Here is a 22,540-nt window from a genome sequence, read left to right as displayed (position 1 = left end):
TGTACTTTTTTCAGTAAGCATTTTATTACTGGGGAAAGCATAACCTGCTTTAAATTCTATTATATCAACTAATTTCTTCTCCTCCCATTCCTCATTAAACTCTGGGAATCTTAAATTAGGAACCTTACCTGCTTGTAACCTTTTATTTGCCATCTCGATTATATAATTATCTTTGCTATTAAGCATTAAGGATTCGAAGAAAAAAATTAAAAAACAAGCCCCAACTCTTTTAAATAGACATTTATCTGTTGGTCTAAGTCAGCTCGTTTGGCCTCAAGTGATTTGATTTCACTCATAACCGCTTGTATATCTATTTCTTCTTCCTCCTCAAAAGATTCTACATAGCGAGGAATATTGAGGTTATAATCGTTTTCTGCGATTTCGCTTAAGGAAGCTCTGTAGCTGTATTTTTCAATAACACTTCTATTACGATAAGTCTCAACAATTTTCTCAATGTGTTCTTCCCGTAACACATTCTGATTTTTCATTTTATCAAATTCCTTACTGGCATCGATAAATAGAATATCGTCTGGAGTTTCGCGGCATTTTTTGAAGACTAAAATGCAAGTTGGAATACTGGTGCCATAGAAGATATTAGCAGGCAAACCAATAACAGCATCTAAGTAATTTTTTTGTTCAATCAGGTATCTACGTATCTGTAATTCTGCCGCACCCCGAAACAAAACACCATGAGGTAAAACAATGGCCATGATTCCATTTTCAGCCAGATGGTAAACCATATGTTGTACAAAAGCAAAATCTGCTTTACTTGCTGGGGATAGTTTCCCATACTGACTAAAACGTTCATCACTCATAAATAAAGGATTGGCACTCCAAACAGCCGAAAAGGGAGGATTCGCTACAATAGCCTCTGCTTGCAGTCCAAGGTGTTGAGGATGCTCTAAAGTATCTTCCTGTTTTATATCAAACTTTCTATAGTGCACCCCATGTAATATCATGTTCATACGAGCAAGGTTATACGTCGTACGATTCATCTCCTGTCCGTAGAAATTATTGACATCTTTTACTTCTCTGGCTACACGCAGTAATAAAGAGCCAGAACCACATGTAGGGTCATAAACTGACTTAAGTTTATTTTTTTCTGTAGTTACAATTTTTGCCAGAATTTTAGAAACTGTCTGAGGTGTATAAAATTCGCCAGCCTTCTTTCCTGCACCACTGGCAAATTGTCCGATTAAATACTCATAGGCATCTCCTAATACATCTAATTCAGTGTGTTCCAATCTAAAGTCAATCCCATCCAGGTGCACCAATACCTTTGCAATGATAGCGTTTCTCGCCTCAGGCGTTTTGCCTAATTTAGTGCTATTAAGGTCCATATCTTCAAAAAGATTATCAAAGTCCTCCTCGCTTTGAGTCCCCATAGTACTCAACTGAATATTGGTCAATATCTTTTGAAGATCTTCAAGAATGAAAATATTCGTTTCTCCTCTTTTAGCAATTTCACTAAACAGCTCAGATGGCTTTAAGAAATACCCTAAAGTCTCAACAGCTTCTTCTTTTATTGCATCAATATAGCTTTGTCCTTCTTCTGTATTTTCATCGATTTCTCGGAATTCAATTTTATCCTGCTTTAAAATGGAATTAGCATAGATTTCCATCTTTTCGGCCAGATATTTATAAAATATAAATCCAAGAATATAATCGCGAAATTCATCCGCATCCATTTTGCCTCTTAACGTGTTCGCGATATTCCACAGCTGCTGCTCTAAAACTCTTTTATGTTCTTCTGACATTTTATTAGAAAATAAATAATCCTTAATGTAATCAATTAAGGATTTGAAATATTAAAAACTGCAATAGTAATGCTTTTTGGCAATATATTTTATTTTAGAGGAGAATATTTCTATAAGGCTTATTTCTTACATCATCAAAACAGATTTAATGTAGTAGTCGTAGTAAAAAGATTGAAAAATTTATATAGCAGAACAGTCATTAATTATTGGGAGCAATCTTTTCAAGAAAATATTTTAGCTCTAATTCCGCCTTTTCTTTTCCAAGGGTAATCTTTTCAATTTCTAACTTTAACTTCTCAATTTGTAACTGTAGTTTTTCATTCTCATGCTGTAATTCACGAGCATCATAATTATTTGTTTGATGAACATTTTCTGATAATACTCCAATTGGGCCATTACATTGGTCAAAAAAATTATTGACCTTATCGCCAAAATTCAAAATATCATCTGTGGATACACCCAGCTTTTCTGCTATTTGTTGAAGTCTTTCTTCTGAAACATTGGTCTTTCCTCTCTCAATATTGCCATAGGCCAAGATACTCATATCTAACATTTCTGCCATATTTTCCTGTGATAGATTTTTTAATAATCTAATCCCCCTGATTTTTGCTCCTGTGTGCATATTCATAATAAAATATATAGTTTGACTATACTAAATCTATACTGATAAACAAATATAATAAAAATAAAGTCTTTTATCCTGCTTGTAAAACGAAAGTTTTGACCACTAAACCTAAAGATTGAGGATATGGTGAACTTCAAGGTATCCCTAACTTGTGCAACTTCGGATAAACATTGATTATATCCTGTTCGGTAATCTCTAATAGAGAAAGATATTTATAAAATACTTCCTGAATGCTCTGGTCTGTCCACTTGTCCTGTTTATCATCATTGGTGGTTGGTATCTGCCATTGATTAAACAAAGTCGCCAGTTCTTTATACCCAATAGGCTTTTCACAAAAATATCTGGTGCGAGCAATCCTGTCACCAATCATAATAATGTAATGATTAGCTATCCAATGTTTCATATACAAAGGACTTGAATAGTAACCTGATTGATAGAGTGTATCCTGAATGTCCATTTATGCCCCCTCGATTGGCGTCAGGGAGTTGGAAAGCCGATTTCATAGAAAGGCTACCCGAATCTTTACCTTTGCAGGCTGAACATACATCCGGGTCTCCCCGACAGATCGAGGAGTGAGGTTTCGGTCACAAACCGCTATGAAATCAGGGGTTCCAATCCCTAAAGCCTTTAACGGCTTCCCAGGTATCTTACAATCGTGTACATAAAAGGCAAGTTGCCAGCCGCATTTAACTAATTGATAGTTTTTTATTGTATCCTTATGATTGACCCCTAATCCTAAGGCCGCTTTCCATGCTTTTGCGAAAAATTCCTTTCCTGTTATCTATTGCCTTATTAAGTAGCTGTTTGCCGGATGAAGGCGATGTTTCCGCCCGGTACAATACTATCAATCAACGGGCACACATCGAAAACATGGCCGGAAGTCTGGCCACCTCTGCACAGAATTTGTCCGCCTATCTAGTTGCCTCTCAAATGAAGCGCAAAACCCCTTTATCAGATAATGGCAAAATTCTCTCTGATAAACCCACCGATTTTACCGTTCAGAATAATCCCAAACCTGTGCCGCCTACGGGCGTTAAAGTCAATACTTGTGGGAAATACGGCGCCATAGCCTATTTCACTGAAAAGCCTATGGGAGTATCAAGCCTCAAACAGCAAGGAAGTACAATGGCTGCTTCCTTAGTCCTTAAATTTGGTCATGATGCTGTTGGCATGAAAAACGCCAGTGGCGTTCAGTTACCCAAGAAAGGAATAGCCTTAGGCTGTACCGTTGGAGATGATATTGTGGAAGGTTCACCAATCTTTGTAGCCGGCTTTCTTGCACCTGACGGTCTGGACGGTCTGCCCGATCCAAAGAAAACGACACAGCCGACTTTCAAAAGGGATATAACGATGCCTTGTCCGAATGGAACAGACGGGGTAATCAAACGGGAACAAATCTGTCAACTGAAATTCGCTGATAATGAAACCACCCAAGAAACAGGCACCATCAAAATTGGTAATGTAGCCAATGAAATTCAAAGGCTGAATAAATCCTGGGAATGTACGCCTAATTTATCAACTACCCTGCCCCCTGCTACTTCACAAGAAATCAATGTTTATTGTCGTGACCCCAGCCAGGACATTACCAAACCTGCCGATGATGTAATCGAACTGCAAGTTTCCAGTTTGAAACAGGAACTGGAAGGGAATGGGCCGGGGTATTATACGTTTTTCTGTCGTAAAAATAAGGATGGCTCCAATACCTGTGATGCAGAACCCTATAATCCTGAACCTAAAACCTATCTCAAGTGCGATCAGGATATGCCGCCGCCAAGATTTACCATCAATCCTTATTCACCCATGCAGTTAAACGCTAACGGTGAACTCATCGGCAACCCAGCAGAAAACAGGGATTGTGGCAAAGGCTGGTATGGGAAACTGACAGCCCGGTATCTGACCAGACGTTGCCAGTTGGTGAAAGTTATCAATGGAGTCAGTCAGGTAGTTTCCACCCCTCAAACCATATACAGGGTGGGTTATGCCGGCGCTCAATGTGAGCGGGATCTGAATACAACTGTGGCTTGTCCGGCCATTGCAGGGTCTAACCCTAACAATCGGCTTCCCATTGTGCGTCATATCACGATGAACATTCCGGTCGCTCTGGAATGGAGCATGAGCAAGCCTTCACCTAATGCCTGGGACACCAGTCGCATGTCCACCAACGACAGTCGGCCTGAAATCTGGCAGACAGCCAATGACAGAGGGTACATTGTCCCGGATATTTCAGCAGCGACTCTGGATGCCGCACCCAACGACCTGATTTGGTCGGAGCTTTTAGTAGATGCCATGCGTAAACGCAATCCGGCTTCTGTTTCTGATCCGATTACCTCTTGTAACAATGCTGGTGATCCCTGTGGTACTGGTGGAAACAGTAATGGTATTGAGATTTGGGTAGATACAGGCGGGTTACAAAATGGTACTTATACTGGCGCACCTATATCTCTGCCCAATCTGATATGTTCAGGAAGCGGATCATGCAACCCAATTCTGGGTCAAGAACAATCAATCTGTAACGGATTTTGTGATCGAGATGCAGATAATCCCAATATTGAGTTGTTGGAGTCAAGTTACGAGGCTTTATTGACTGCTTATTTATCTAAAGTTGATAACCCGTTACCGCCTGATAATTCCATCACACGGTTAAATCCTGCAACTTCACTTCCACTCTTCAATGACCCAAAAGTATTGTGTGAACTCGCTTCTTCACAAGCAAAACGTCTCATGATTTTTGGCATTTTTGATGAGACCCAGGATTTTAATAAACCAGAAGGATGCCCGGCATTAGGAGGCGGAACATTTAATTCCGTCAGGGACATGATGGATGCTGCGGTCGATAAATACAGATCCGGTGGAGGAGATTTATATATTTTCGCCAACCATATCAATTTAGGAAACGAACAAAAACCTGTTTATAATAACCTTAGGGCTAATGATATGACAGAAGGAGGGTTAATCAGCACCACCCTATCAAACTGGTTGATTAACCCTGTTCCTAAACCAAATCCATGTGTAAATGTTAATTAATTTTCATTACAACAAGTTTAGATTTAGAGGTCGCATTTAAATCAAGCACATTGAGTTTAGCAGATAATTCTGCGCTTTGCTGACTTGCTACATTATCAAGACGATCATTAAAGGCTGCATCATCGGTGATTGTAGAACCCATAATCCGAAGACCGTCTTTTGATTCGACAAAAACATCTGCACGTTTAATGCGATGGTAAGTGGTTTGGTTGCCTACTGTCACAGGAACAATTTTGAAGTATTTACCGTCTGCTGGCTCATAGGACATTACTGGTTTTTGGGTACTATCAGCCGCAATATAGTATTCACCACCCGGAGTAGATTTTGCTCCCTTTTTCATGTTCTCTCTGAAGTATTTTACTTTATACTTCATGTTATCATAACCTGAGGCTCCGGTGGTAACTTTTGTATCATTTACATCTTCTGAGATACGTGCATTAAATCCAAAATATCTTTTACCATCTTTTGTTATAGATTCGCCCATAACCGCAGAACTGGCATTTGGATAAACCTGTAGAATAGAGTCAACAGTATCCACTTTAGCAATAGGGTCTGGATTAGTATTACCGCCTGATGGATTAATCGGGTCACCTTTATCACATGAGGCAAGACCGAATGTCATTGCACCGAATAATGTAACTAAGCCCTGACGAAAACTAAACTGTGCCATCACGTTCCTCCCTGTGTTGACCCGTAGAGTATAGCAGAAAATGTCTTGCTTCTCAAAAGATTTTGAAAGAAATTGCGCAAGGTATATCATGATAGTATTAAGTATTTGTTTTGAAACAAATTAGTATTTATTAAACTAAACCACTCATTTTCAGCTTATTTCTCCTTTGACCTTCTAATCATGGATTCCGGCCTGTGGAGTGATTCGCTTTACCCTGCAATTTAGGAACTTATGCTTTTGCTGCTTTTCGGAGTCGATATAGAAAATGTATAGTCTGCACTATATATTTTCTATAGTGAATAGATTTCTACTTCTTGCGAGGTTCCCTTTATAATTGAGAACATACTGACTTATGAAAATAAGATGAGCCTAACCGATTTCGAATCAAATTAGAGACCTTAACAGCAGTTATAAGTGTTACTAAAAATCATAATCATATTTTTTCATTTCTTTAACTGAATATGTATCAGAAAAAGCAATAATTAATGACCAATAAAAGTCATTTCTATATATGCTAACTCTTAAAGTAGTTTAACTAATTGGAAATATGGTGTAGCTAATCAGTCTCTAATCGATAATCTATTATATATTAAAGAAACGATAGACTTTCTAGTTGGATTTAGGTATATTTGTAATACAATAGTATCATAAATTAAGCTTTTACTGGCATAACTAATATCATGGTATCACTTATAGCCCCTTCCAAAGCTCAAAGAAAACTTACTGATAACATCCGTAAGAGACGTTTGCTTATGGAGTTGACTCAGGAAGAATTAGCGGAACGTTCAGGCGTTGCTCTACCAACCTTAAGAAAATTTGAGCAGAAGGGGATTATTTCACTGGAATCCTTTCTCAAACTTCTTTTGGTGGTTGGCGGACTTGAGGAGATGATAGACTCTACAAAACCAAATAAACCTTTATTCAATTCGATTGATGATGTGCTGAAGAAGCACAATCGCTCCACCCGTAAACGAGGGCATCGGAAATGAAAAGACCCATAGCAGATATTAAGGTGGGTCTGGACTTCGGTGGAGACATCTTGCCTGTCGGGCGTTTAGCTGCCCGTGATGGAATTGTTTATTTTGAGTATCACAACTCTTTTCTTCAATCGAGCCTTGAAATTTCGCCACTACGCTTGCCACTAAAGCCAGGGGTATCTTCATTTGCACCAAGACCTTTTGAAGGCCTGGCTGGTGTATTCAGTGATAGCTTGCCCGATGGTTGGGGACGCTTATTGTTTGATCGCTATATGCAGTCACAAGGTGTAATCTCGTCAGAGATAACACCTCTTGAACGTTTGGCTAATGTCGGATTAAAAGGCATGGGAGCGTTGGTCTATGAACCGGATTTCAGTCAGCCTGATATAGATGGTTTAATTCAACTGGATTATTTTGCTGAAAAAGCTGAGGAAGTACTTACGGGAAGTTCTGGTGAAGTTATAGAAGAACTCTTGAGCTTAAATGGCTCATCTGCTGGAGCAAGGCCTAAAGCCCTTATCGGGCTTGATAAGAATCGTCAAAATATATCACAAGGAGCAAAACACTTAGCAGAAGGGTTTGAACACTGGCTCGTTAAGTTTCCTAATACGCTAGATGGGACAGATGCAGGTGCCATAGAGTATGTTTACGCCCTCATGGCGAAGACAGCAGGAGTGAATATACCGGAGGTACATCTATTCCCGTCACAAAAGGGGGCTGGTTATTTTGCCGTCAAGCGTTTCGACCGGGATGGTTCAAAGCGGTATCATATGCACACAGCAGCAGGTTTGTTGCATAGTGATTACCGAATGCCCTCATTAGATTATGAAGATTTACTGACTCTCACGGGAGCACTTACCAAAGATATTCGTGAAGTTGAAAAGATGTATCGCCTGGCTGTTTTCAATGTATTGTCTCATAACCGTGATGATCATGCCAAAAACTTTAGTTTTCTTATGGATAAAACCGGACAGTGGCAACTATCTCCTGCCTATGACCTTACTTTTTCCAGTGGGCCCAGGGGCGAGCAAAGTACTATGGTCATGGGTGAGGGGAAAAATCCAAAAGAGCAGCACTTGATAAAATTAGGATTGGAAGCCAAACTTTCAAAACAATTGATTGATCTTATCATAAATCAAACAAAATACGCATTAGGACAATGGAGCCAATTAGCTAAAGAATATGGGGTAAGTCCGGCAAAAGTGAATTTAATTGAGAGTAATATTAAAAAGACCTAATTCAGAAGGTGTTTATTGATACTCTTTTAGTACTGAAAATGTATCCAAAACACTGATTGTTAGTGAACGTAAAACTGAGTTGGTTCGCAACCTGTCAATTAACGACAGTATATCCTACCAATCAATTGATATTTTATTGGTACACGGATTGGTACACTTTAAAAGGTTATTCTCAATATGATAAATAATCAGCTAATTTAACTCTTTGAAAATAATGGTGGGCGTAACAAGGATTGAACTTGTGACCTCTTCCATGTCAAAAATGAAGTCTGTTGAATAGTATGGTAAAATAGTGTTTGTCTGGTGTTTAAAATACTTGATTTTATTGCATTTCCTCTCTAATATGGTTTAATAAAGTTTAACCCAATCAGCATTTTATTGGTACACGGGTTGGTACACTGCGAGGAGACATAATGCCCAAAAATAAATTGCACCTTTTATCTGCTTTGCAAATTGAGCGTTTATCTCATTCAGACAATGATCAGATGTTTAATGATGGCGGAGGGCTTTATCTCTTTGTCCGTCACTATGGAGAGAAAGAATGGATTTTTCGCTACACCTCCCCGATTACCAAACAACGCCGTAAACAGTCTTTAGGGTCTTTTAAAGACACTAATTTAAAGCAGGCAAGAGTATTAGCTTCTCAAAAACGCACCTTACTTGAATCTGGCCTTGATCCTTTAATTGAAGCAGATAAACAACTCCAAAAGGAAACCAAAGAATTAGCTGAAAGAAAAAGGCAACAAAGTCATACTGTCAGGAATGTATTTGAATCATGGAAACAAAATGAATTACAGAATAGAAAAGATAAAGGTTGTGAAATCAATCGTGCCTTTGAGAAAGATGTTTTTCCCCTCATTGGAAATACCCCAATTAATGAAGTAACCAGACAAGAGATTAGAAGTATTCTGGAGCGGTTGACTAACCGTAAAGCCAAAAGCATGGCGAACCGTTTGTTGGCCAATCTCAAACAGTTCTTTGCTTATGCAGAGGATGAAGAATTAATTAACCTTGATCCAACCAGACGTTTGACTAAAGATCGAGTGGGAGGCAAAGAAAAATCACGTAAAAGGTATTTAGAGGAACAAGAACTGGTTCTATTAAAAGACTTATTGCCTCAATCAGGTTTAAGAACAGAGTATGAAGCCTTGATTTGGTTTCTACTATCTACAGGATGCCGGGTCAATGAAGTCTTACGTGCCAAATGGGAACATTTTGATATATCCAGAAGAATGTTTGTCATTCCTTCTGAACATGCCAAGAATACTTTTAAACATGAAGTCTATCTGTCAAGGTTTGCTTTGAAACAATTAATCATGCTGAAAAAAACAAGAACAACCCAATACCTTGTTCCTAATCGCAAATCAGATGGGCCGATTACCCGTCAGGTATTGACCAAACAGGTTACCGATAGGCAACAGGAATCCTCTAAAAAAAACAGGGTGCATAACCCTCAGGCATTGGTACTACCTAAAGGTCGCTGGGTCATTCATGATCTCAGACGTACTGCCGGAACTATTATGCAGGAATTGGGGATTATGCCCCATATTATCAAGAAATGTCTCAATCAAAAAATTGAAGATAAAATCATTGAAACCTATCAACGTGCCTCTCTCATTCATGAACAGAAAGAAGCCTTTGAAAAATTAGGGCAATATTTATTGGCTATTGGACAAAAGAAAAAGTAATGAGTGGTGAATCAACCGGATTTATTTTTACGAGAAAGTTGAAATTGTTGCAGACATCGGTAAATATCGCTCGTTTTCCAGGCGGTGATGCGTGGGCCTAATTTATAAGGTTGGGGAAATTGTCCGGTTTTGCAACCGTTCCACCAGGTGGCTTTACTGACTGGTATCAATTTCAGAATCTGACTTAAACGCATATACCCAAAAGATTCCTGACTGAAATGTTTATTATCTGTCAACGCAATGCTCCCAATTATCAATAATGGTCTCCGATGTGGTGCAGTATGAATACTTTTTTCAAAAAGAAATAAAAAATCAAAATCATTAAGTTCCATAGCAACAAAAGAAATTCAGCATAGATAGTTCAGTCAACCATGCTAGTGTATGTGTTCTTTTCAAGTCAGGAAATCGAAAGATAATATCGTCTTTTTCAAAAGCATTATTGGTTTGTGTTTAATGAACTGATGAGTCGTTTGACAGTAGGTACACGAATCCTTTACCCAGATGTCCGAAGTTTTTGCTTCACGAATTTGTTCCGGGATAAAAGGAAAAGAAATGTCGAAACATCTTATTGCCAATACAAAGCTGCTCCTTTTTAATCCTGACTTAGCTGATTCATCACTCGAATACGAACTGGCAAAAGCAACAGAAAAATATCCTCTTTCCCGGATTCTTTTAAATACCGAAATGGCCGCTCAGTACCTTTGCTTTTCAGCCTGCACTTTAGCAGCCTGGCGTTCCGGCAAACGTCACCGTTTGCTCTACCAAAAAAAGGGTAAAATCATTTATTACCGTCTATCAGATTTAAATGCTTTTATTGCAGCACATGCTTCTAAACCTTTAGAAAATCCGCATCTTTGTCAACCACTGATTAACCGCAAAAGAGCAGCTACTGAGGTCAATTCTACCTTAGGCACCTTAGAGGTCTGGAATAGTACCGGAACAAAGGAATTGGTTTACATCAAAATCGGCAGGGCCGTCCGTTATCGCCCTTACGATCTGATGGCTTTCAACTTGGCAAGACTCCGGATTCGTAAGTCTGAATAATCACTGATTAATTTTTCATTCAATCCCCATCACTACTCAACAGGAGAACGCAATGGTTAAACCAAAGGCGGAACTTACCGCTATGACTGACATTGAAAGAATTTTCCAATCATCTTCACACGAAACCAAACATTTATCCCAAAACTTTGTCAATCCGGTTTTAGCCTTCCCGGCTGTAAAGCATTACCCATGTTCAGCATTAGTCATGAAAAGTAAGCGAAAAAGCCTTCAAAGCAAAGGGCTATTTGACTTCCTGAAAACATTGGGCATCTCCACCGAAATAGCACAATACTACTTTCATGAAGTCTGTGTATATAATAAACAAACACAGGAAAAACTCAAAACGCTTGGCTTTCCTAATGAAGAGGAGGGTTTTGAACTGATCAATCCCTTTTTCAGAGGAACCATTGGCTCGCAAGCCATTTCCTTTATTCGTGGGACAATGCCTAAACCTGAAAGTATCCATCTCTTTAAAGACAGTCTGGATTTCCTGTCTTTCCTGAGCAAACTGGGTGGAAAGAAACTGCTGGCTGATACCATCATTTTACATTCCAATACCTGTCTGGAACAAATCAATCCATATATCTGCAACTATGGGTATAAGCACGTTTATTCCTGGATGAGCAATGATCAAACCGGACAACAAGCGAAAGCATATATCCAGAATCTTGTCAGTACTGAAGAGGAGTCAAAGCATAAGCCTATGAATATGCTTTATGCTGCCTGTAAAGACCTCAGTAAATGGTATCAACAACAATTGCAGAATAAATCATAGGAAAATATCATGAATTACGCACAACTCAAATCCTTATACCGGGTTTCAGAAATCGGGATTCATTATAAATACAAAGTTCCTTATAAAGAAAGAGTCCATATAAATTCACCTACCGTTGCTTATGATGTTCTCAGATTGGCATGGGATCAGAATAAGATTGAACTTCTGGAACAGTTCAAAATCCTGCTGCTCGACAACAGAAGTAATTGCCTGGGACTGGTCGATATAGCTTCCGGTAGCATCAATACCTGTATTGTAGATACAAGACTCCTGTTTTCTGCGGCATTAAAGGCAAAAGCCAGTGGAATTATCCTCTCTCATAACCATCCGTCAGGCAGCCTGATACCCAGTAAAAATGACAAAAAACTGACTGAAAAAATCTGTGAGGGAGGCAGGATATTGGATATTGCCATCTTCGACCATCTCATTGTTTCTCCGCAAAGTTATTACTCCTTCGCTGACAACGGTCTGATGCCCAAATAGCAATCCATCATTTGCACTTTTTTTATTGAATTTTTCCCACCAAAGGACAGAGACCTTGCAGACTTTTCACAAAATTATTCAGGGTGATTGCCGAAAGATGAGTGAGTTAGCTGATAGCTCTGTTCATTTAATTGTTACTTCACCTCCTTACTGGAATATCAAAGATTATGGGACTACGCAACAGATTGGCTTTTATCAGAGTTTTGAAAACTATATCAACCACATGAATTTAGTATGGCAGGAATGCCATCGTACTTTGATGGATGGTTGTAGGCTGTGTATCAATATTGCTGATACCATTGCTGTTAAAACCCATTATGGCCGAAACAAACTCATGGCCATTCATTCTGAAATCATCAAGTTCTGTGAGATTATCAGCTTTGATTATATGGGAGCCATTATCTGGCAGAAAATCGGCAATGACAAAGGTGTCTTTTTAGGGTCTTATCCCTTTCCCAGAAACGGAGTTATTCAGATGGACTATGAATATATTCTTGTATTCAGAAAATCAGGGAATAGCCCTCAACCTACCCCATCACAAAAAGAGTTTTCAAAAATGACTCTGAAGGAATGGCAAAAATACTTTGCCGGACATTGGAATTTTCCGGGAACGCTCCAGAATAAGGGACACATAGCTATGTTCCCTCAGGAACTCCCCCTCAGATTAATCCGCATGTTTAGTTTTGTCGGGGAAACGGTGCTTGATCCTTTTGGTGGCAGTGGCACAACTGCCTTGGCAGCCAAAAATAACGGCCGAAATTCTATCTCCTACGAAATCAGTCCTGATTATATCGAAGTCATCAAAGACAAACTGCAAACCTATCAGAGTGATTTATTTGGCACAAGTTTTGAATTTGTCCGGCAGCAGGCAGTTGAAATAGATTTTGAAAATCAGGTTTCAAAACTTCCTTACCTTTTCAAAGACCCACACGTATGACCAACCACTTAGATATGTTATCTCCTTTAAAAAGGCAAAGGGGAACAAAACAGTCCCCCGATGAACCCAAAACAACTTTTGCTGTGACTAAAAAAGTCCTCCAATTTCATCAATACCGTTCTGAAATGCAAACAGCAGAGCTTATTTAATCGCATTAATCCTTCATAGGTGGTGGTTTTATGCTTTCAGCTTGGCTCAAAGAGCGGTGAAGACGCTTATCCCTCTTTTTTGCTGGGCAAAAAAGCTCGCCAGGGCGACTCACGCTTAGGCGTTCGGAGAGCTATCCCCGCTCTTTGAGCCTTTGTCGCTGCCATCATCCACCACCCACAAAGGAAACCTTATGCAGGACATGGTTAAACTGATTCACCAGCTTTCCTACCGCCATAGCACAAACAAGGTGTTTGCAGACTTTGTGGAAATGTCAGCCATTGCCTTGAGTAATACCACTGATAAATCTCAATATGAGCCAAGAGAAAAACGCTATCTGGAGATCGTCAAACACTACAAACCGGAAGAACTCAACGAGTTTCCCAAACTCCTGGGCATGCTTGTCAATCATCTGGAAGAAGCACCACAGGACGTATTAGGTGAGGTTTTCCATGCGCTTGAACTCCATAATGAACGTAAAGGCCAGTTCTTTACCCCATTCCCTATTTGCCGGATGATGGCAAAAATGATTGTGGGTGATAGTCAACAGGACATCATCAATCAATATGGTTTTATTACAATTTCAGAACCTGCCTGTGGCACAGGAGCGATGATTATTGCTGCAGCCCTGGAATTAAAAGACAGTGGAATCAATTATCAGCAAACCATTCATGTAACGGCTGTTGATTTAGATGCTACCTGTGTGCATGCCGCCTATGTCCAGTTCTCCTTGCTCCATATTCCGGCAGTAGTAGTGCATGGCAATACTCTTTCAATGGAAGAATTTAGCCATTGGTACACACCAGCACACACGCTTGGTTTCTGGGATCACAAGCTAAAAGAAAAAGCATGTGTTTTGAAGCTTAAAGAAATGCTTTCCAATACGACTATTGATGAAGCGAAGAATGAAAACTTCTCTGTTTCTAACGCCGCTTCCCCTCCCGATACAGAAAAAACGCCCCCGCTCGGAACCCAACTACGATTGTTTTAATCAATCAATCTCCAATCCATTCCTATCTGTTTCCAAAGGATTTTCCAATGAACCAAACCGATGACATTTATACCCGCATCACCAATAAAATTCTGGCCGACCTTGAGAAAGGCGAACTGACATGGCGAAAGCCCTGGAATAGAGCGCACTTACCTGAAAATGTCCAGCGTCCTTTGCGTGCCAATGGCATTCCATACACGGGCATCAATGTGATTGCCTTGTGGATGTCGGGTGTGGAAAATGGCTATCAGTTGCCTCATTGGATGACTTTTAATCAGGCCAAAAGCCTGAAAGCATCCATTCGTAAAGGTGAGAAAGGTTCACAGGTTATCTACGCAGACCAGATAACCAAAGAGGAAGAAAATAAAGAGGGTGAAAAGGAAGCCGTCAGGATTCCTTTCATGAAAACCTATACCGTTTTCAATGCCAGCCAGATTGAAGGCTTGCCTCAACAGTTTTATGAAACGGCTTCACAGGTTACAGATAATGCGCCGCAGCGTATCGCAGAATTAGAACTTTTCTTTGCCCGGACGAAAGCGGATATTCGTCAGGGCCATAAAGCAGCGTATCATTCCATAGATGATTATGTGATGATGCCGCCGATTGAGAGCTTTCTGTCAGCCAAAGATTATTATGCCGTCCTTGGCCATGAAATGACCCATTGGACAAAGCACCCAACACGATTAAACCGTGATTTTGGCCGCAAGCAATGGGGTGATGAGGGGTATGCCAAAGAAGAAATGGTGGCGGAATTAGGAGCCTGTTTTCTTGCCGCTGATTTAGGCTTTGAACCGATGCCGGAGGAAAAGCATGCTGCCTATATTCAGTCATGGTTACAGGCATTGCAAGACGACAAACGACTGATTTTCACTGCTGCTTCCCATGCCCAGAAAGCTACCGAATATCTACATAGGCTGCAAAATTTACCTCTTTCAAAAAAAAATAACGACTTATAAAAATTATAAAGTTATACTCTTACTGAGACGTATTTTTTTTTAATCTTGTTCTTTTTTTTATAGGGAAACTTTGAATAGAAGTTTCTCCTTCAATCAAATTATTTTCATTAATCTTTTTTTCCTGTGATTGACTCTTATTTTGAATTGTTAGATCATTAGTGTTTTTAATATGTCGAATAAACCAGTCAAAACTTCTTTTTGTTGTATATTCATTATCGTATACATCTTTGTATTCTACTGTCAAAGTAATTTCTGCTAACTGCCTTTTCACTACATTCATTGATTCAACATTATATATTGCTTTTTCATCTGAATAGCTAGGGTCTTTTGTTTCAAAAATTTCTATATATTTGCCTGGTAAAATCACGTTTATTAGTTCAGAGTGTATATTGACATGCATGAACTTTTTTGATTCTATCTCCATGCAGTCAGCTATCTTCTCATATTTTATTCCATTTTTCTCAAAAATTAGTTTAGTAACAATCATAGGGCCAACGCCAAAATTATTTAAATAAATAAAGAGATGTTTACTAAAATTACGATCTCCAAAATCAATTTGACCAATAGGCTTTAATGATTTGTGATTATGAGTCCTTTGCAGATGAAGTTGCCTCCAAGTTGCTCCTAAAGCAAACACAGATACTATTAACGCTAGAGTTGACACCATGTCCTCCCATAAGTTTGTTAAGAAGTCCAATAACCATATAGTCAAAACAATTAATAAAGAAAACAATAATTTAATGAGATATACTATTAATTTTAAAATTACTAATCTAACTATATGCATTATTTCAATCTGTCAAGTAGCAACTTTAATCTTTCTTTACCTTGTAATTCATAAATTCGGGGAATAAATTTATGATAAAGACTACAATTCAAATCTTTTCCATCAACTCTATACATTGGACACCCGCTAGTACAGATGTATTTATAATTACAGGTCTTACAATCATCTGATTTCATCCCTTCATAATGGTTTCCCTTTCTTATTACCTCAACTAAGTCATTTTCAGAATCGAATATACTACCTGTAAGTCCTGATTCGCCTCCTACTTGAACGTGACAGTAGTAAACACTTCCATCTACGTAGATCGCTCCACCTGACAAACCAGAACTACAAGTTTGAAAGCCTAATTTTGAAGGTTTTAAATCACACAATTGATGATATTTGGAAAACTCCCATCCATTCTCGATTTCTTTCTCCATAATCTCGTAAGAGATGTTCAAAAAGTCACTTAAAACATCTCTATTTATATATTCACCTTTAACAATTGAATATCTAAAAAATACTTTTTTTTGTATTAGATATTCTGTTAATGCAGGTAACCCTTCCATATTAGAGTTAGTAACTACCGTCGAAGTTGATAGTCTAATATTGTTTTTTATTAATCTGTCAATGTTTTTATCAATTATATCAAAAGTACCATTCCCATTATGAAATTTTCTTGTTATATCATTGTAGAAATCGAATCCATCAATTGAGACTCCAAATTGGATATTATAATCTTTTGAAAATTCTACTATTTCATCATTTAATAAAGTTAAATTAGTAATAAACCCAACTTCAAGATCACAATTAATCTTATTAAAAGCAGTTTTAGACTCTACTATTAAATCTTTCCAATATCTAAACTGAGTAAGTGGTTCTCCACCAGCCAGTCTTATTTTTACTACCTTTAAATTTCTTTTGAGAGCTGTCTCTTTTAGTTTTTCAATCAACCTTTCTCTTACAACTTTTGACATGCCCCCTGTTGAATTAAGAGTAGAAATGTAGCAATAATTACAAGTCAGATTACATTTATTTGTAGCATGAATCCATAAATCAAGAGAACTTGGATTATCGAAAGGTTCTATCCTAGAAAAATCAGGATTATAATTTATTATTTCTTGCTTAAGAAATAGGTTGAAAAAATCATAAAGATTTTTTTTATCAATGTTCAAAGAAAACGAAATTTCATCTAATGTTTTCTTATTGTTTACTTCATTTAATATTTTTAACTGAGCTTCATTTATTATCCTTAATGAATTGGGTCGCCAGGTGTTTACAATCACATAAAAACCATCACTCAAGTTTTTGAGAAATAAATTATTCGATTTGTAAATAATCATACATTATAAATTTATTATGTAGTATAGCAATCTCCTGTACAATCACAATTACAATTGCTATTTTTATCGTGTTTATCATCACTAACCACATAGTTCATTTGATTGATATTTAAAGAACTCAAGACTTCAAAATCATCAAATAAAATGTCATTTTTTATATACTGCCTTTCATCTTTTTCTCTTTGAACTTCTAATAGTTTATCTGGTATAATCTTCATTATAAAAAAGTTTATATTGTTTGATATTTATTGAGAAAATATAAAAATAAGATATGCAAGATTTTTAATTTATAGAGCTGCTTTTTTAACAAACATTATAAGTACGATTAAAACTTATTCCATTGAATTTGAAATTAAATTTAAAAATTAACTACTTACCAGTCAACAAATAATCCTTTTTTATTTTTAGGCATTTATTATATTTCTTTGACTTGCTAAAATTACTATTGCTTTAGTTATTAAAGCCAGTAATCCCTATTATTTGGTCTTTCTAAAAATCATATCTTTGCTTATTGGTGAATGAATACTGTCAGCCTGGCTCAAACGCTGTGCCTGTGCTTATCCCTTATTTTACTTTGTAAAATAATCCCGGAGTGGACACTCTGCGACTCCTAACAAAAAAATAGACGGCAAGCATCGATTTTTTGTTATTCGGGGAGCTGCCACTGCTTTTCGAGCCTTTTTCGCTGCCATCATCAACCACAAACAAAGGAGATTTGCTGATGACAAACCCAAACGAAACTACTGAAAAAAAATATCCCACACACGTGATTTTCCTGGTTACACCCATTCCGGGCAGTGACAAATCAAACTGGCTAAAAGTTGCGGCCGTTTGGGCAAACAAAGACGGTAAAGGATTTAATATTGTTCCTGAACATCCTATAACTCCCGGTGGAAAATATGTTATGAGACCATATAGTCCCAAAACCGATAAGTAATAAAACAGGCTTGGCAGATTAGTTTCTGCCAAGCCTAACTTTTTTCTTCTATCTGTATGTCCGTGACGACCGTTTCTGCCTCTTCCGCATATCTTTCATCTACCTGATAAATGAACTGTGGCAACTGTTTTTTGAATGCCAGAAATAAGGAGGTTAAACCATAGCCGGAAAGTGTGATCAGTTTGGAGGGTAATTCAATAATCATCGCATTCTTTTCCTCTCCTATCCTGAATTGGGTATGAACCACATACGAATAGGGAAAGTCATCCATATTCCCATCTTTCCATACCAGACAAAAATTACGGATCGATCCTTCACTCGCATAAAAGGCAGAAGTATCTTCTTGTGAGGTTGACCCCGATTGACCTGGAATATTTTCCTTCATCTGGTCAAAACGCAATTTATAATTTTGGCTCATAAGGATTGTCTTTATTCGGTGCTGGTTTTCTATCTCCTTTCTGTGGGTTCTTTGGAGTTGTCTTAGGCATCTCCCTGTTGATTTTGTCCCGGATTTGCTGATGAATGAAATCCGTATCAGTTTTACTGCTTACCAGTTCTATGGCTGACTGGCGATCACCTAATTTTGCCGCATGTTCCATTAATTCCTGTTTCTTGTCTGTATAAATCTTCACGCCTTCCTTACCCCGTGAAACCGACACATAAAACTGTTTGGAACTGGTGGCCGGGAAGGTGGCGGCAGGTTGCGCAATCAGCACCTGATCTACACTTTTTCCCTGCGAGGCATGAGACGTAATACAATAGGCATGCGATAAATGCCCGAAGTCCTGATTGATTTCATACTCCGTCTTGCTTATCAGATTTCGTAGTTGAATTTTGCCTGAATTACTGACTTTCAACACTTCAAACATTTGTCCGTTGAGCAGGTCTTTCTTTTGCAGATCGAAGCCATTCCGGGTAACACGAACAATATCTTTTCTGGCTATCGGAATGAAATTTTTTTCATAGACTTCGTAATCCTTGCTTTTTTCTGTGGGCAATATGCGCGTTTCTTTGGCCTCATTCTGTATATGAACCCCTTTCTCTGTACATTCACTAATCGTCCACTGACTACCTCTTTTAATATGGGGCAGATTCTGGTTAAATTGTACTACCTGACCTTCCTGTAAATTGCGCCAATCGCTTTTTTGTGCTTCGGTTAGGTTCAGGTTTTGCAGACGTATAATTTGCTTTTCTTTTTTGCCCAGTATGCCCGATGATTTCATTTTCATTCGTAGTGCTTCCGTTACTTCATCACTCTGTTGACGGGTCGGAGAAATCACTAAAGCTGTCTTTTTATTTTTTAAGGTGTCCAGATAATCATTCACCAACATTTCATAGGGCTTTTTCGGGTCTATTTCTTTGATGACTCCCATGTCTTCCAGTTTTTCAAAAGCACTGGCCACATCTCCCACAGATAAATCTTCTACGGCCTGTTTATAGATTTCATTCTTTTGCCGATAAATCTTACTGATTTCTGCGGTCTTGATGCCTGCCACTGTATTCAAAATCCGTAAGGCATCCCCTCTGTCAACACTGGCATGCTGACGGGTATCTCCCACCAGAATCAATCGGGCATTCTGCTGGTCTGCTATCTCAAGCAGGCGGGTCATGTCTCTGGTGCCTAACATCCCTGCCTCATCGACAATCAATACCTGTCCTTTCAGTTTATCCTGCATGTCCCTGTCTAGTTTCAAGCGGCTGACAGTATCTGCCTGCTTAAACCCTGACTCCCTGAGTGTCCCTCTGGAAGCCTCACTTGAAGGCGCAATGATGGTGATAGTCTTACCTGTCTTTTCAAGCAAAGGAACCAGTTCCTGAAGGGTGGAGGTTTTTCCTGTTCCGGCTTTACCTGTTACAATCGAAACACGGTTGGTTGTGCTTAGTACATGTTCAATGGCAGCTTTTTGTTCCCCTTGTAATTTTGTTTCCGGTATTTTTGCATATAAGGGGCGTAATTTGCCAAAGCCCTGACGGGCTAGCCTCACCATTCTTTGTTCTTCTGCCAGCACGGCTTTCGTGGTGGTCATGAGTTTCCCTTTTTCTTCCACATGGATCAACCGGGAATCTTGGGCAAAGTTATCAGTAATACCCTCCAATGAAACTTTTGCATGGCCTATGCTATAGCGATAGGCAGAGGCCAGCAGTTTCCTGTCTTGTAAGACGGATGCTCTTTCAAAACCATGTTGAACCGCAAAATCTATACATTGTTCCGGGGTCAGGAGGCGTTCTTCTTTTCGTTGAGCATAGCGAATAACCGGGTTTTCGGATTTGCCTTCTTTTTCCGTGTATTCATGAATCTGCCTCCGCCATTCGATGGTCAGGTCTTCCATCGAATGGCCTTTCTGTTTTTTACTTCTTGTTCTGGCACCTAATTCGTCTAATTCTTTGGCATCGGTAATACCTTTTTCTTTCGCCATCCGACCGATTTCATCGGTGCGTTTGGAGAACAGGCCAATGACGGGTTTGGGTACGCCTTTGACTTCAAAAGAGGTCCGGGTGGCTTCAATCCCATATCCCAGATTGATCAGATTATCAGACAGATATTTCTGAAAACGAGCCTGATAATAGGGCATGTCCCTTTTGATGTCCCTGAACTGGCAGGCCTTGATCCTTTGCTCTTGTTCATCCCAAGTCGCATTGAAGACGAAACAATGGGCATGCAGGTGAGGGTCTGGCATCGACCCGTCAACAGGTCTTGCCGTCTGATGGGTAAAATCGACCCATAGAAGCTCGCCTGTTGGCCTTTCTTCATCCCGGCCTCTGGTGCGTACCCTTGTCTTACTATCCCGCTCTATGTCCTGCATAGTCGCTCTGACGCTTCTCTCAAAGGCTTGCAGGATATGGTCATCTTTGGAGAGGACATGCAGGATGGAGACGGACTTCGGACAGTGGAAATTGATGTCATAGCCCACTGTCCGGTCGTCTTTGGTTCGCGGGGTCAAAGCCTTTCCGGTCGCCGGATTGATATTATCGCACAGGTCATTGAACAGGTCTTTGGTGACCTGTCCTTTGATGCCCATTCGTTCAGCTAAAAGACCTTGTACTTTCCCCTGTAATTCCTGATCAGTCACATAATAGTCAGACCGGGAAAGTTCATCTTTGAAATAGGCTTTGGCGTGTGCGGCAGAACTGCTTTGTATCATCCGTATCATATGCCATCGAATTTATACTCCACCACAGGAACTATTCTGATAATTCCTTTGCTTGTTAAACAGGAGCCAATGAATAAGCTGGTAATTAGCGTATGGGGCTGTCTTGTGAAATCGGCTGTCAATGGAATGTGGAAAGTATCAGACATCTTCCCTAAGGACAGCTTAGGTGCTAATTCACCTCTAAATTATCGTCTTCTTCAAACATATCAGCGACCTTTCTGCGGGTGTCAGGATCAGCAGGTTTCCTTCCATAATACCTTACCCCATTGGTCTCGCTAGGGTCTTTATCCGCTATAAAAGCATTGGCTTTTTCCTGTGAAAACAGCATTTCATCGATGGTATCCATGATAAACTGATCTCCCTGAAAATAGGCAATCCGGTAATTCATCCAGTACCCGATACTACTTAAAACAATCAGATAGCCCAGCATTTGTTTCAGGATAATGAGTATCACTCCAATCACAAAAAAGAATAAAGGTTCCAGCACCGTTTCAATCATCCGGATGTCCACACTTTGGTTTTTCCATTTGAACTCCCAGAAACGAGGGTGGATTTCTCCGGGATCTACACTACTGCGGCCAAAGTCAAAGACCGAGGGCAGGCGCTTAATTTCCTTGTAACGCTCCAAAGCAAAATAGTAGAAGGCTCCTAAAAACAGATACCAGGTGAAGTGATGCAGAAAGAAATACCCCCAGTCAAAGCCTCTTGAACTTCCGCCAAAATTTCTTGCTTCCATTACGGCATTCATCTCACGCATAGAGTTGTAATCACCCAAACTATTCCTGCCCGTATCACTTAAGGCTGATAAAGCTTGCAACTGGGGACCAAACACAATGGGAAAAGCAGCCAGGACGATTAACAATAGAGTTGCCGTTCCGATTGAGAAAAAACGTTCGCCCATATTTTTTCGAATGAATACTTCCAATAAAGTACGGGGGAAGGATAATAGACGGAGAGTTGAGCCTAATACCGCATCTTCCAGGGCTTGAGAACTTTTGTAAACCGAGCGGAAATACAGGTTTTTCTTCAT

General features: G+C 39.2%; 22 protein-coding genes. 11 read left to right on the top strand and 11 right to left on the bottom strand.

All coding sequences use genetic code 11. The features are described from left to right. Window positions 1–206 precede the first annotated feature (206 nt). The 3 genes from H1R81_RS25445 to H1R81_RS25435 form a co-directional block, all read right to left on the bottom strand. Complete coding sequence (locus H1R81_RS25445) at window positions 207–1,757, bottom strand: type I restriction-modification system subunit M (RefSeq protein ID WP_181843570.1); 1,551 nt, start codon at window positions 1,755–1,757, stop codon at window positions 207–209. A 199-nt stretch (window positions 1,758–1,956) separates the two neighbouring features. Beyond that, window positions 1,957–2,385 carry a helix-turn-helix domain-containing protein gene (locus H1R81_RS25440; RefSeq protein ID WP_181843569.1) on the bottom strand — a complete coding sequence of 143 codons (429 nt, stop codon included), beginning with the start codon at window positions 2,383–2,385 and terminating at the stop codon, window positions 1,957–1,959. A 130-nt stretch (window positions 2,386–2,515) separates the two neighbouring features. Beyond that, a complete protein-coding gene (locus H1R81_RS25435) occupies window positions 2,516–2,839 on the bottom strand; it encodes a hypothetical protein (protein WP_181843568.1) in 324 nt (107 codons plus the stop codon). A gap of 293 nt (window positions 2,840–3,132) precedes the next feature. Here H1R81_RS25435 and H1R81_RS25430 point away from each other — a divergent pair, with 293 nt between their 5' ends. Next, window positions 3,133–5,406: a hypothetical protein gene (locus tag H1R81_RS25430; protein ID WP_181843567.1), complete on the top strand. Its 2,274-nt coding sequence runs from the start codon at window positions 3,133–3,135 to the stop codon at window positions 5,404–5,406. Here the strand turns inward: H1R81_RS25430 and H1R81_RS25425 are convergent. Then, window positions 5,399–6,166 carry a hypothetical protein gene (locus tag H1R81_RS25425; protein ID WP_181843566.1) on the bottom strand — a complete coding sequence of 256 codons (768 nt, stop codon included), beginning with the start codon at window positions 6,164–6,166 and terminating at the stop codon, window positions 5,399–5,401. The two genes, H1R81_RS25430 and H1R81_RS25425, sit on opposite strands and share 8 nt — an antisense overlap. Before the next feature lie 590 nt (window positions 6,167–6,756). Here H1R81_RS25425 and H1R81_RS25420 point away from each other — a divergent pair. The 3 genes from H1R81_RS25420 (at window position 6,757) to H1R81_RS25410 (ending at window position 9,979) form a co-directional block, all read left to right on the top strand. After that, window positions 6,757–7,065 (top strand): helix-turn-helix domain-containing protein, encoded by a 309-nt coding sequence (locus H1R81_RS25420; RefSeq protein ID WP_181843565.1) that lies wholly within the window; start codon window positions 6,757–6,759, stop codon window positions 7,063–7,065. Then, the gene (locus H1R81_RS25415) at window positions 7,062–8,291 is read left to right on the top strand and encodes a type II toxin-antitoxin system HipA family toxin (protein WP_181843564.1); all 1,230 of its coding nucleotides are present in this window, start codon (window positions 7,062–7,064) and stop codon (window positions 8,289–8,291) included. Before H1R81_RS25420 ends, H1R81_RS25415 begins: the two co-directional genes overlap by 4 nt. Window positions 8,292–8,704: 413 nt before the next feature. Beyond that, window positions 8,705–9,979: an integrase arm-type DNA-binding domain-containing protein gene (locus tag H1R81_RS25410; protein ID WP_181843563.1), complete on the top strand. Its 1,275-nt coding sequence runs from the start codon at window positions 8,705–8,707 to the stop codon at window positions 9,977–9,979. A gap of 11 nt (window positions 9,980–9,990) precedes the next feature. On the opposite strand, the gene H1R81_RS27355 is transcribed toward H1R81_RS25410, so the two are convergent. Next, window positions 9,991–10,311 carry an AlpA family transcriptional regulator gene (locus H1R81_RS27355; protein ID WP_220275311.1) on the bottom strand — a complete coding sequence of 107 codons (321 nt, stop codon included), beginning with the start codon at window positions 10,309–10,311 and terminating at the stop codon, window positions 9,991–9,993. A 220-nt stretch (window positions 10,312–10,531) separates the two neighbouring features. On the opposite strand from H1R81_RS27355, the gene H1R81_RS27535 reads away from it, so the two are divergent. From H1R81_RS27535 to H1R81_RS25375, 6 genes are all read left to right on the top strand, one after another. After that, complete coding sequence (locus H1R81_RS27535) at window positions 10,532–11,023, top strand: helix-turn-helix domain-containing protein (protein WP_229251221.1); 492 nt, start codon at window positions 10,532–10,534, stop codon at window positions 11,021–11,023. A gap of 52 nt (window positions 11,024–11,075) precedes the next feature. Further along, on the top strand, window positions 11,076–11,798 hold the full coding sequence (locus tag H1R81_RS25395) for a hypothetical protein (RefSeq protein WP_181843562.1): 723 nt from the start codon (window positions 11,076–11,078) through the stop codon (window positions 11,796–11,798). Between the two features lie 9 nt (window positions 11,799–11,807). Then, on the top strand, window positions 11,808–12,281 hold the full coding sequence (locus H1R81_RS25390) for a RadC family protein (protein ID WP_181843561.1): 474 nt from the start codon (window positions 11,808–11,810) through the stop codon (window positions 12,279–12,281). 97 nt (window positions 12,282–12,378) lie between these two features. Further along, window positions 12,379–13,218: a site-specific DNA-methyltransferase gene (locus H1R81_RS25385; protein WP_181843560.1), complete on the top strand. Its 840-nt coding sequence runs from the start codon at window positions 12,379–12,381 to the stop codon at window positions 13,216–13,218. Between the two features lie 340 nt (window positions 13,219–13,558). Then, window positions 13,559–14,356: an N-6 DNA methylase gene (locus tag H1R81_RS25380; RefSeq protein WP_181843559.1), complete on the top strand. Its 798-nt coding sequence runs from the start codon at window positions 13,559–13,561 to the stop codon at window positions 14,354–14,356. A gap of 47 nt (window positions 14,357–14,403) precedes the next feature. Then, window positions 14,404–15,312 (top strand): ArdC family protein, encoded by a 909-nt coding sequence (locus H1R81_RS25375; RefSeq protein WP_181843558.1) that lies wholly within the window; start codon window positions 14,404–14,406, stop codon window positions 15,310–15,312. Window positions 15,313–15,331: 19 nt separating this feature from the next. Here the strand turns inward: H1R81_RS25375 and H1R81_RS25370 are convergent, their stop codons facing one another. The 3 genes from H1R81_RS25370 to H1R81_RS25360 form a co-directional block, all read right to left on the bottom strand. Continuing rightward, window positions 15,332–15,979, bottom strand: a complete 648-nt coding sequence (locus H1R81_RS25370; protein ID WP_181843557.1) for a hypothetical protein — start codon at window positions 15,977–15,979, stop codon at window positions 15,332–15,334. A 119-nt stretch (window positions 15,980–16,098) separates the two neighbouring features. After that, window positions 16,099–17,421: a radical SAM/SPASM domain-containing protein gene (locus tag H1R81_RS25365; RefSeq protein ID WP_181843556.1), complete on the bottom strand. Its 1,323-nt coding sequence runs from the start codon at window positions 17,419–17,421 to the stop codon at window positions 16,099–16,101. Between the two features lie 14 nt (window positions 17,422–17,435). Further along, complete coding sequence (locus tag H1R81_RS25360) at window positions 17,436–17,639, bottom strand: hypothetical protein (RefSeq protein ID WP_181843555.1); 204 nt, start codon at window positions 17,637–17,639, stop codon at window positions 17,436–17,438. A 503-nt stretch (window positions 17,640–18,142) separates the two neighbouring features. Here H1R81_RS25360 and H1R81_RS25355 point away from each other — a divergent pair. Continuing rightward, complete coding sequence (locus H1R81_RS25355) at window positions 18,143–18,358, top strand: hypothetical protein (RefSeq protein WP_181843554.1); 216 nt, start codon at window positions 18,143–18,145, stop codon at window positions 18,356–18,358. A 34-nt stretch (window positions 18,359–18,392) separates the two neighbouring features. Here the strand turns inward: H1R81_RS25355 and H1R81_RS25350 are convergent, their stop codons facing one another. The 3 genes from H1R81_RS25350 to H1R81_RS25340 form a co-directional block, all read right to left on the bottom strand. Further along, window positions 18,393–18,776: a hypothetical protein gene (locus tag H1R81_RS25350; RefSeq protein ID WP_181843553.1), complete on the bottom strand. Its 384-nt coding sequence runs from the start codon at window positions 18,774–18,776 to the stop codon at window positions 18,393–18,395. Next, window positions 18,760–21,510 carry a MobF family relaxase gene (mobF, locus tag H1R81_RS25345; protein WP_229251220.1) on the bottom strand — a complete coding sequence of 917 codons (2,751 nt, stop codon included), beginning with the start codon at window positions 21,508–21,510 and terminating at the stop codon, window positions 18,760–18,762. The genes H1R81_RS25350 and mobF overlap by 17 nt, the downstream gene beginning before the upstream one ends. A gap of 169 nt (window positions 21,511–21,679) precedes the next feature. Further along, window positions 21,680–22,540 carry a hypothetical protein gene (locus H1R81_RS25340; protein ID WP_181843552.1) on the bottom strand — a complete coding sequence of 287 codons (861 nt, stop codon included), beginning with the start codon at window positions 22,538–22,540 and terminating at the stop codon, window positions 21,680–21,682.

The organism is Emticicia sp. BO119, from assembly GCF_013912375.1.
In the GTDB taxonomy this organism is placed as follows: Bacteria; Bacteroidota; Bacteroidia; order Cytophagales; family Spirosomataceae; genus Emticicia.
This window is presented reverse-complemented; position numbering and strand designations above follow the sequence as displayed.

What these genes read in the sequence shown, in the direction of transcription:
- H1R81_RS25365 (WP_181843556.1), bottom strand. Translation starts at nt 17,421, where the DNA reads ATGATTATTTACAAATCGAATAATTTATTTCTCAAAAACTTGAGTGAT.
- H1R81_RS25375 (WP_181843558.1), top strand. Translation starts at nt 14,404, where the DNA reads ATGAACCAAACCGATGACATTTATACCCGCATCACCAATAAAATTCTG.
- H1R81_RS27535 (WP_229251221.1), top strand. Translation starts at nt 10,532, where the DNA reads ATGTCGAAACATCTTATTGCCAATACAAAGCTGCTCCTTTTTAATCCT.
- H1R81_RS25415 (WP_181843564.1), top strand. Translation starts at nt 7,062, where the DNA reads ATGAAAAGACCCATAGCAGATATTAAGGTGGGTCTGGACTTCGGTGGA.
- H1R81_RS25445 (WP_181843570.1), bottom strand. Translation starts at nt 1,757, where the DNA reads ATGTCAGAAGAACATAAAAGAGTTTTAGAGCAGCAGCTGTGGAATATC.
- H1R81_RS27355 (WP_220275311.1), bottom strand. Translation starts at nt 10,311, where the DNA reads ATGGAACTTAATGATTTTGATTTTTTATTTCTTTTTGAAAAAAGTATT.
- H1R81_RS25385 (WP_181843560.1), top strand. Translation starts at nt 12,379, where the DNA reads ATGAGTGAGTTAGCTGATAGCTCTGTTCATTTAATTGTTACTTCACCT.
- H1R81_RS25430 (WP_181843567.1), top strand. Translation starts at nt 3,133, where the DNA reads ATGCTTTTGCGAAAAATTCCTTTCCTGTTATCTATTGCCTTATTAAGT.
- H1R81_RS25370 (WP_181843557.1), bottom strand. Translation starts at nt 15,979, where the DNA reads ATGGTGTCAACTCTAGCGTTAATAGTATCTGTGTTTGCTTTAGGAGCA.
- H1R81_RS25380 (WP_181843559.1), top strand. Translation starts at nt 13,559, where the DNA reads ATGCAGGACATGGTTAAACTGATTCACCAGCTTTCCTACCGCCATAGC.
- H1R81_RS25410 (WP_181843563.1), top strand. Translation starts at nt 8,705, where the DNA reads ATGCCCAAAAATAAATTGCACCTTTTATCTGCTTTGCAAATTGAGCGT.
- H1R81_RS25395 (WP_181843562.1), top strand. Translation starts at nt 11,076, where the DNA reads ATGGTTAAACCAAAGGCGGAACTTACCGCTATGACTGACATTGAAAGA.
- H1R81_RS25355 (WP_181843554.1), top strand. Translation starts at nt 18,143, where the DNA reads ATGACAAACCCAAACGAAACTACTGAAAAAAAATATCCCACACACGTG.
- H1R81_RS25435 (WP_181843568.1), bottom strand. Translation starts at nt 2,839, where the DNA reads ATGGACATTCAGGATACACTCTATCAATCAGGTTACTATTCAAGTCCT.
- H1R81_RS25440 (WP_181843569.1), bottom strand. Translation starts at nt 2,385, where the DNA reads ATGAATATGCACACAGGAGCAAAAATCAGGGGGATTAGATTATTAAAA.
- mobF (WP_229251220.1), bottom strand. Translation starts at nt 21,510, where the DNA reads ATGATACGGATGATACAAAGCAGTTCTGCCGCACACGCCAAAGCCTAT.
- H1R81_RS25420 (WP_181843565.1), top strand. Translation starts at nt 6,757, where the DNA reads ATGGTATCACTTATAGCCCCTTCCAAAGCTCAAAGAAAACTTACTGAT.
- H1R81_RS25425 (WP_181843566.1), bottom strand. Translation starts at nt 6,166, where the DNA reads ATGATATACCTTGCGCAATTTCTTTCAAAATCTTTTGAGAAGCAAGAC.
- H1R81_RS25390 (WP_181843561.1), top strand. Translation starts at nt 11,808, where the DNA reads ATGAATTACGCACAACTCAAATCCTTATACCGGGTTTCAGAAATCGGG.
- H1R81_RS25360 (WP_181843555.1), bottom strand. Translation starts at nt 17,639, where the DNA reads ATGAAGATTATACCAGATAAACTATTAGAAGTTCAAAGAGAAAAAGAT.
- H1R81_RS25350 (WP_181843553.1), bottom strand. Translation starts at nt 18,776, where the DNA reads ATGAGCCAAAATTATAAATTGCGTTTTGACCAGATGAAGGAAAATATT.
- H1R81_RS25340 (WP_181843552.1), bottom strand. Translation starts at nt 22,540, where the DNA reads ATGAAGAAAAACCTGTATTTCCGCTCGGTTTACAAAAGTTCTCAAGCC.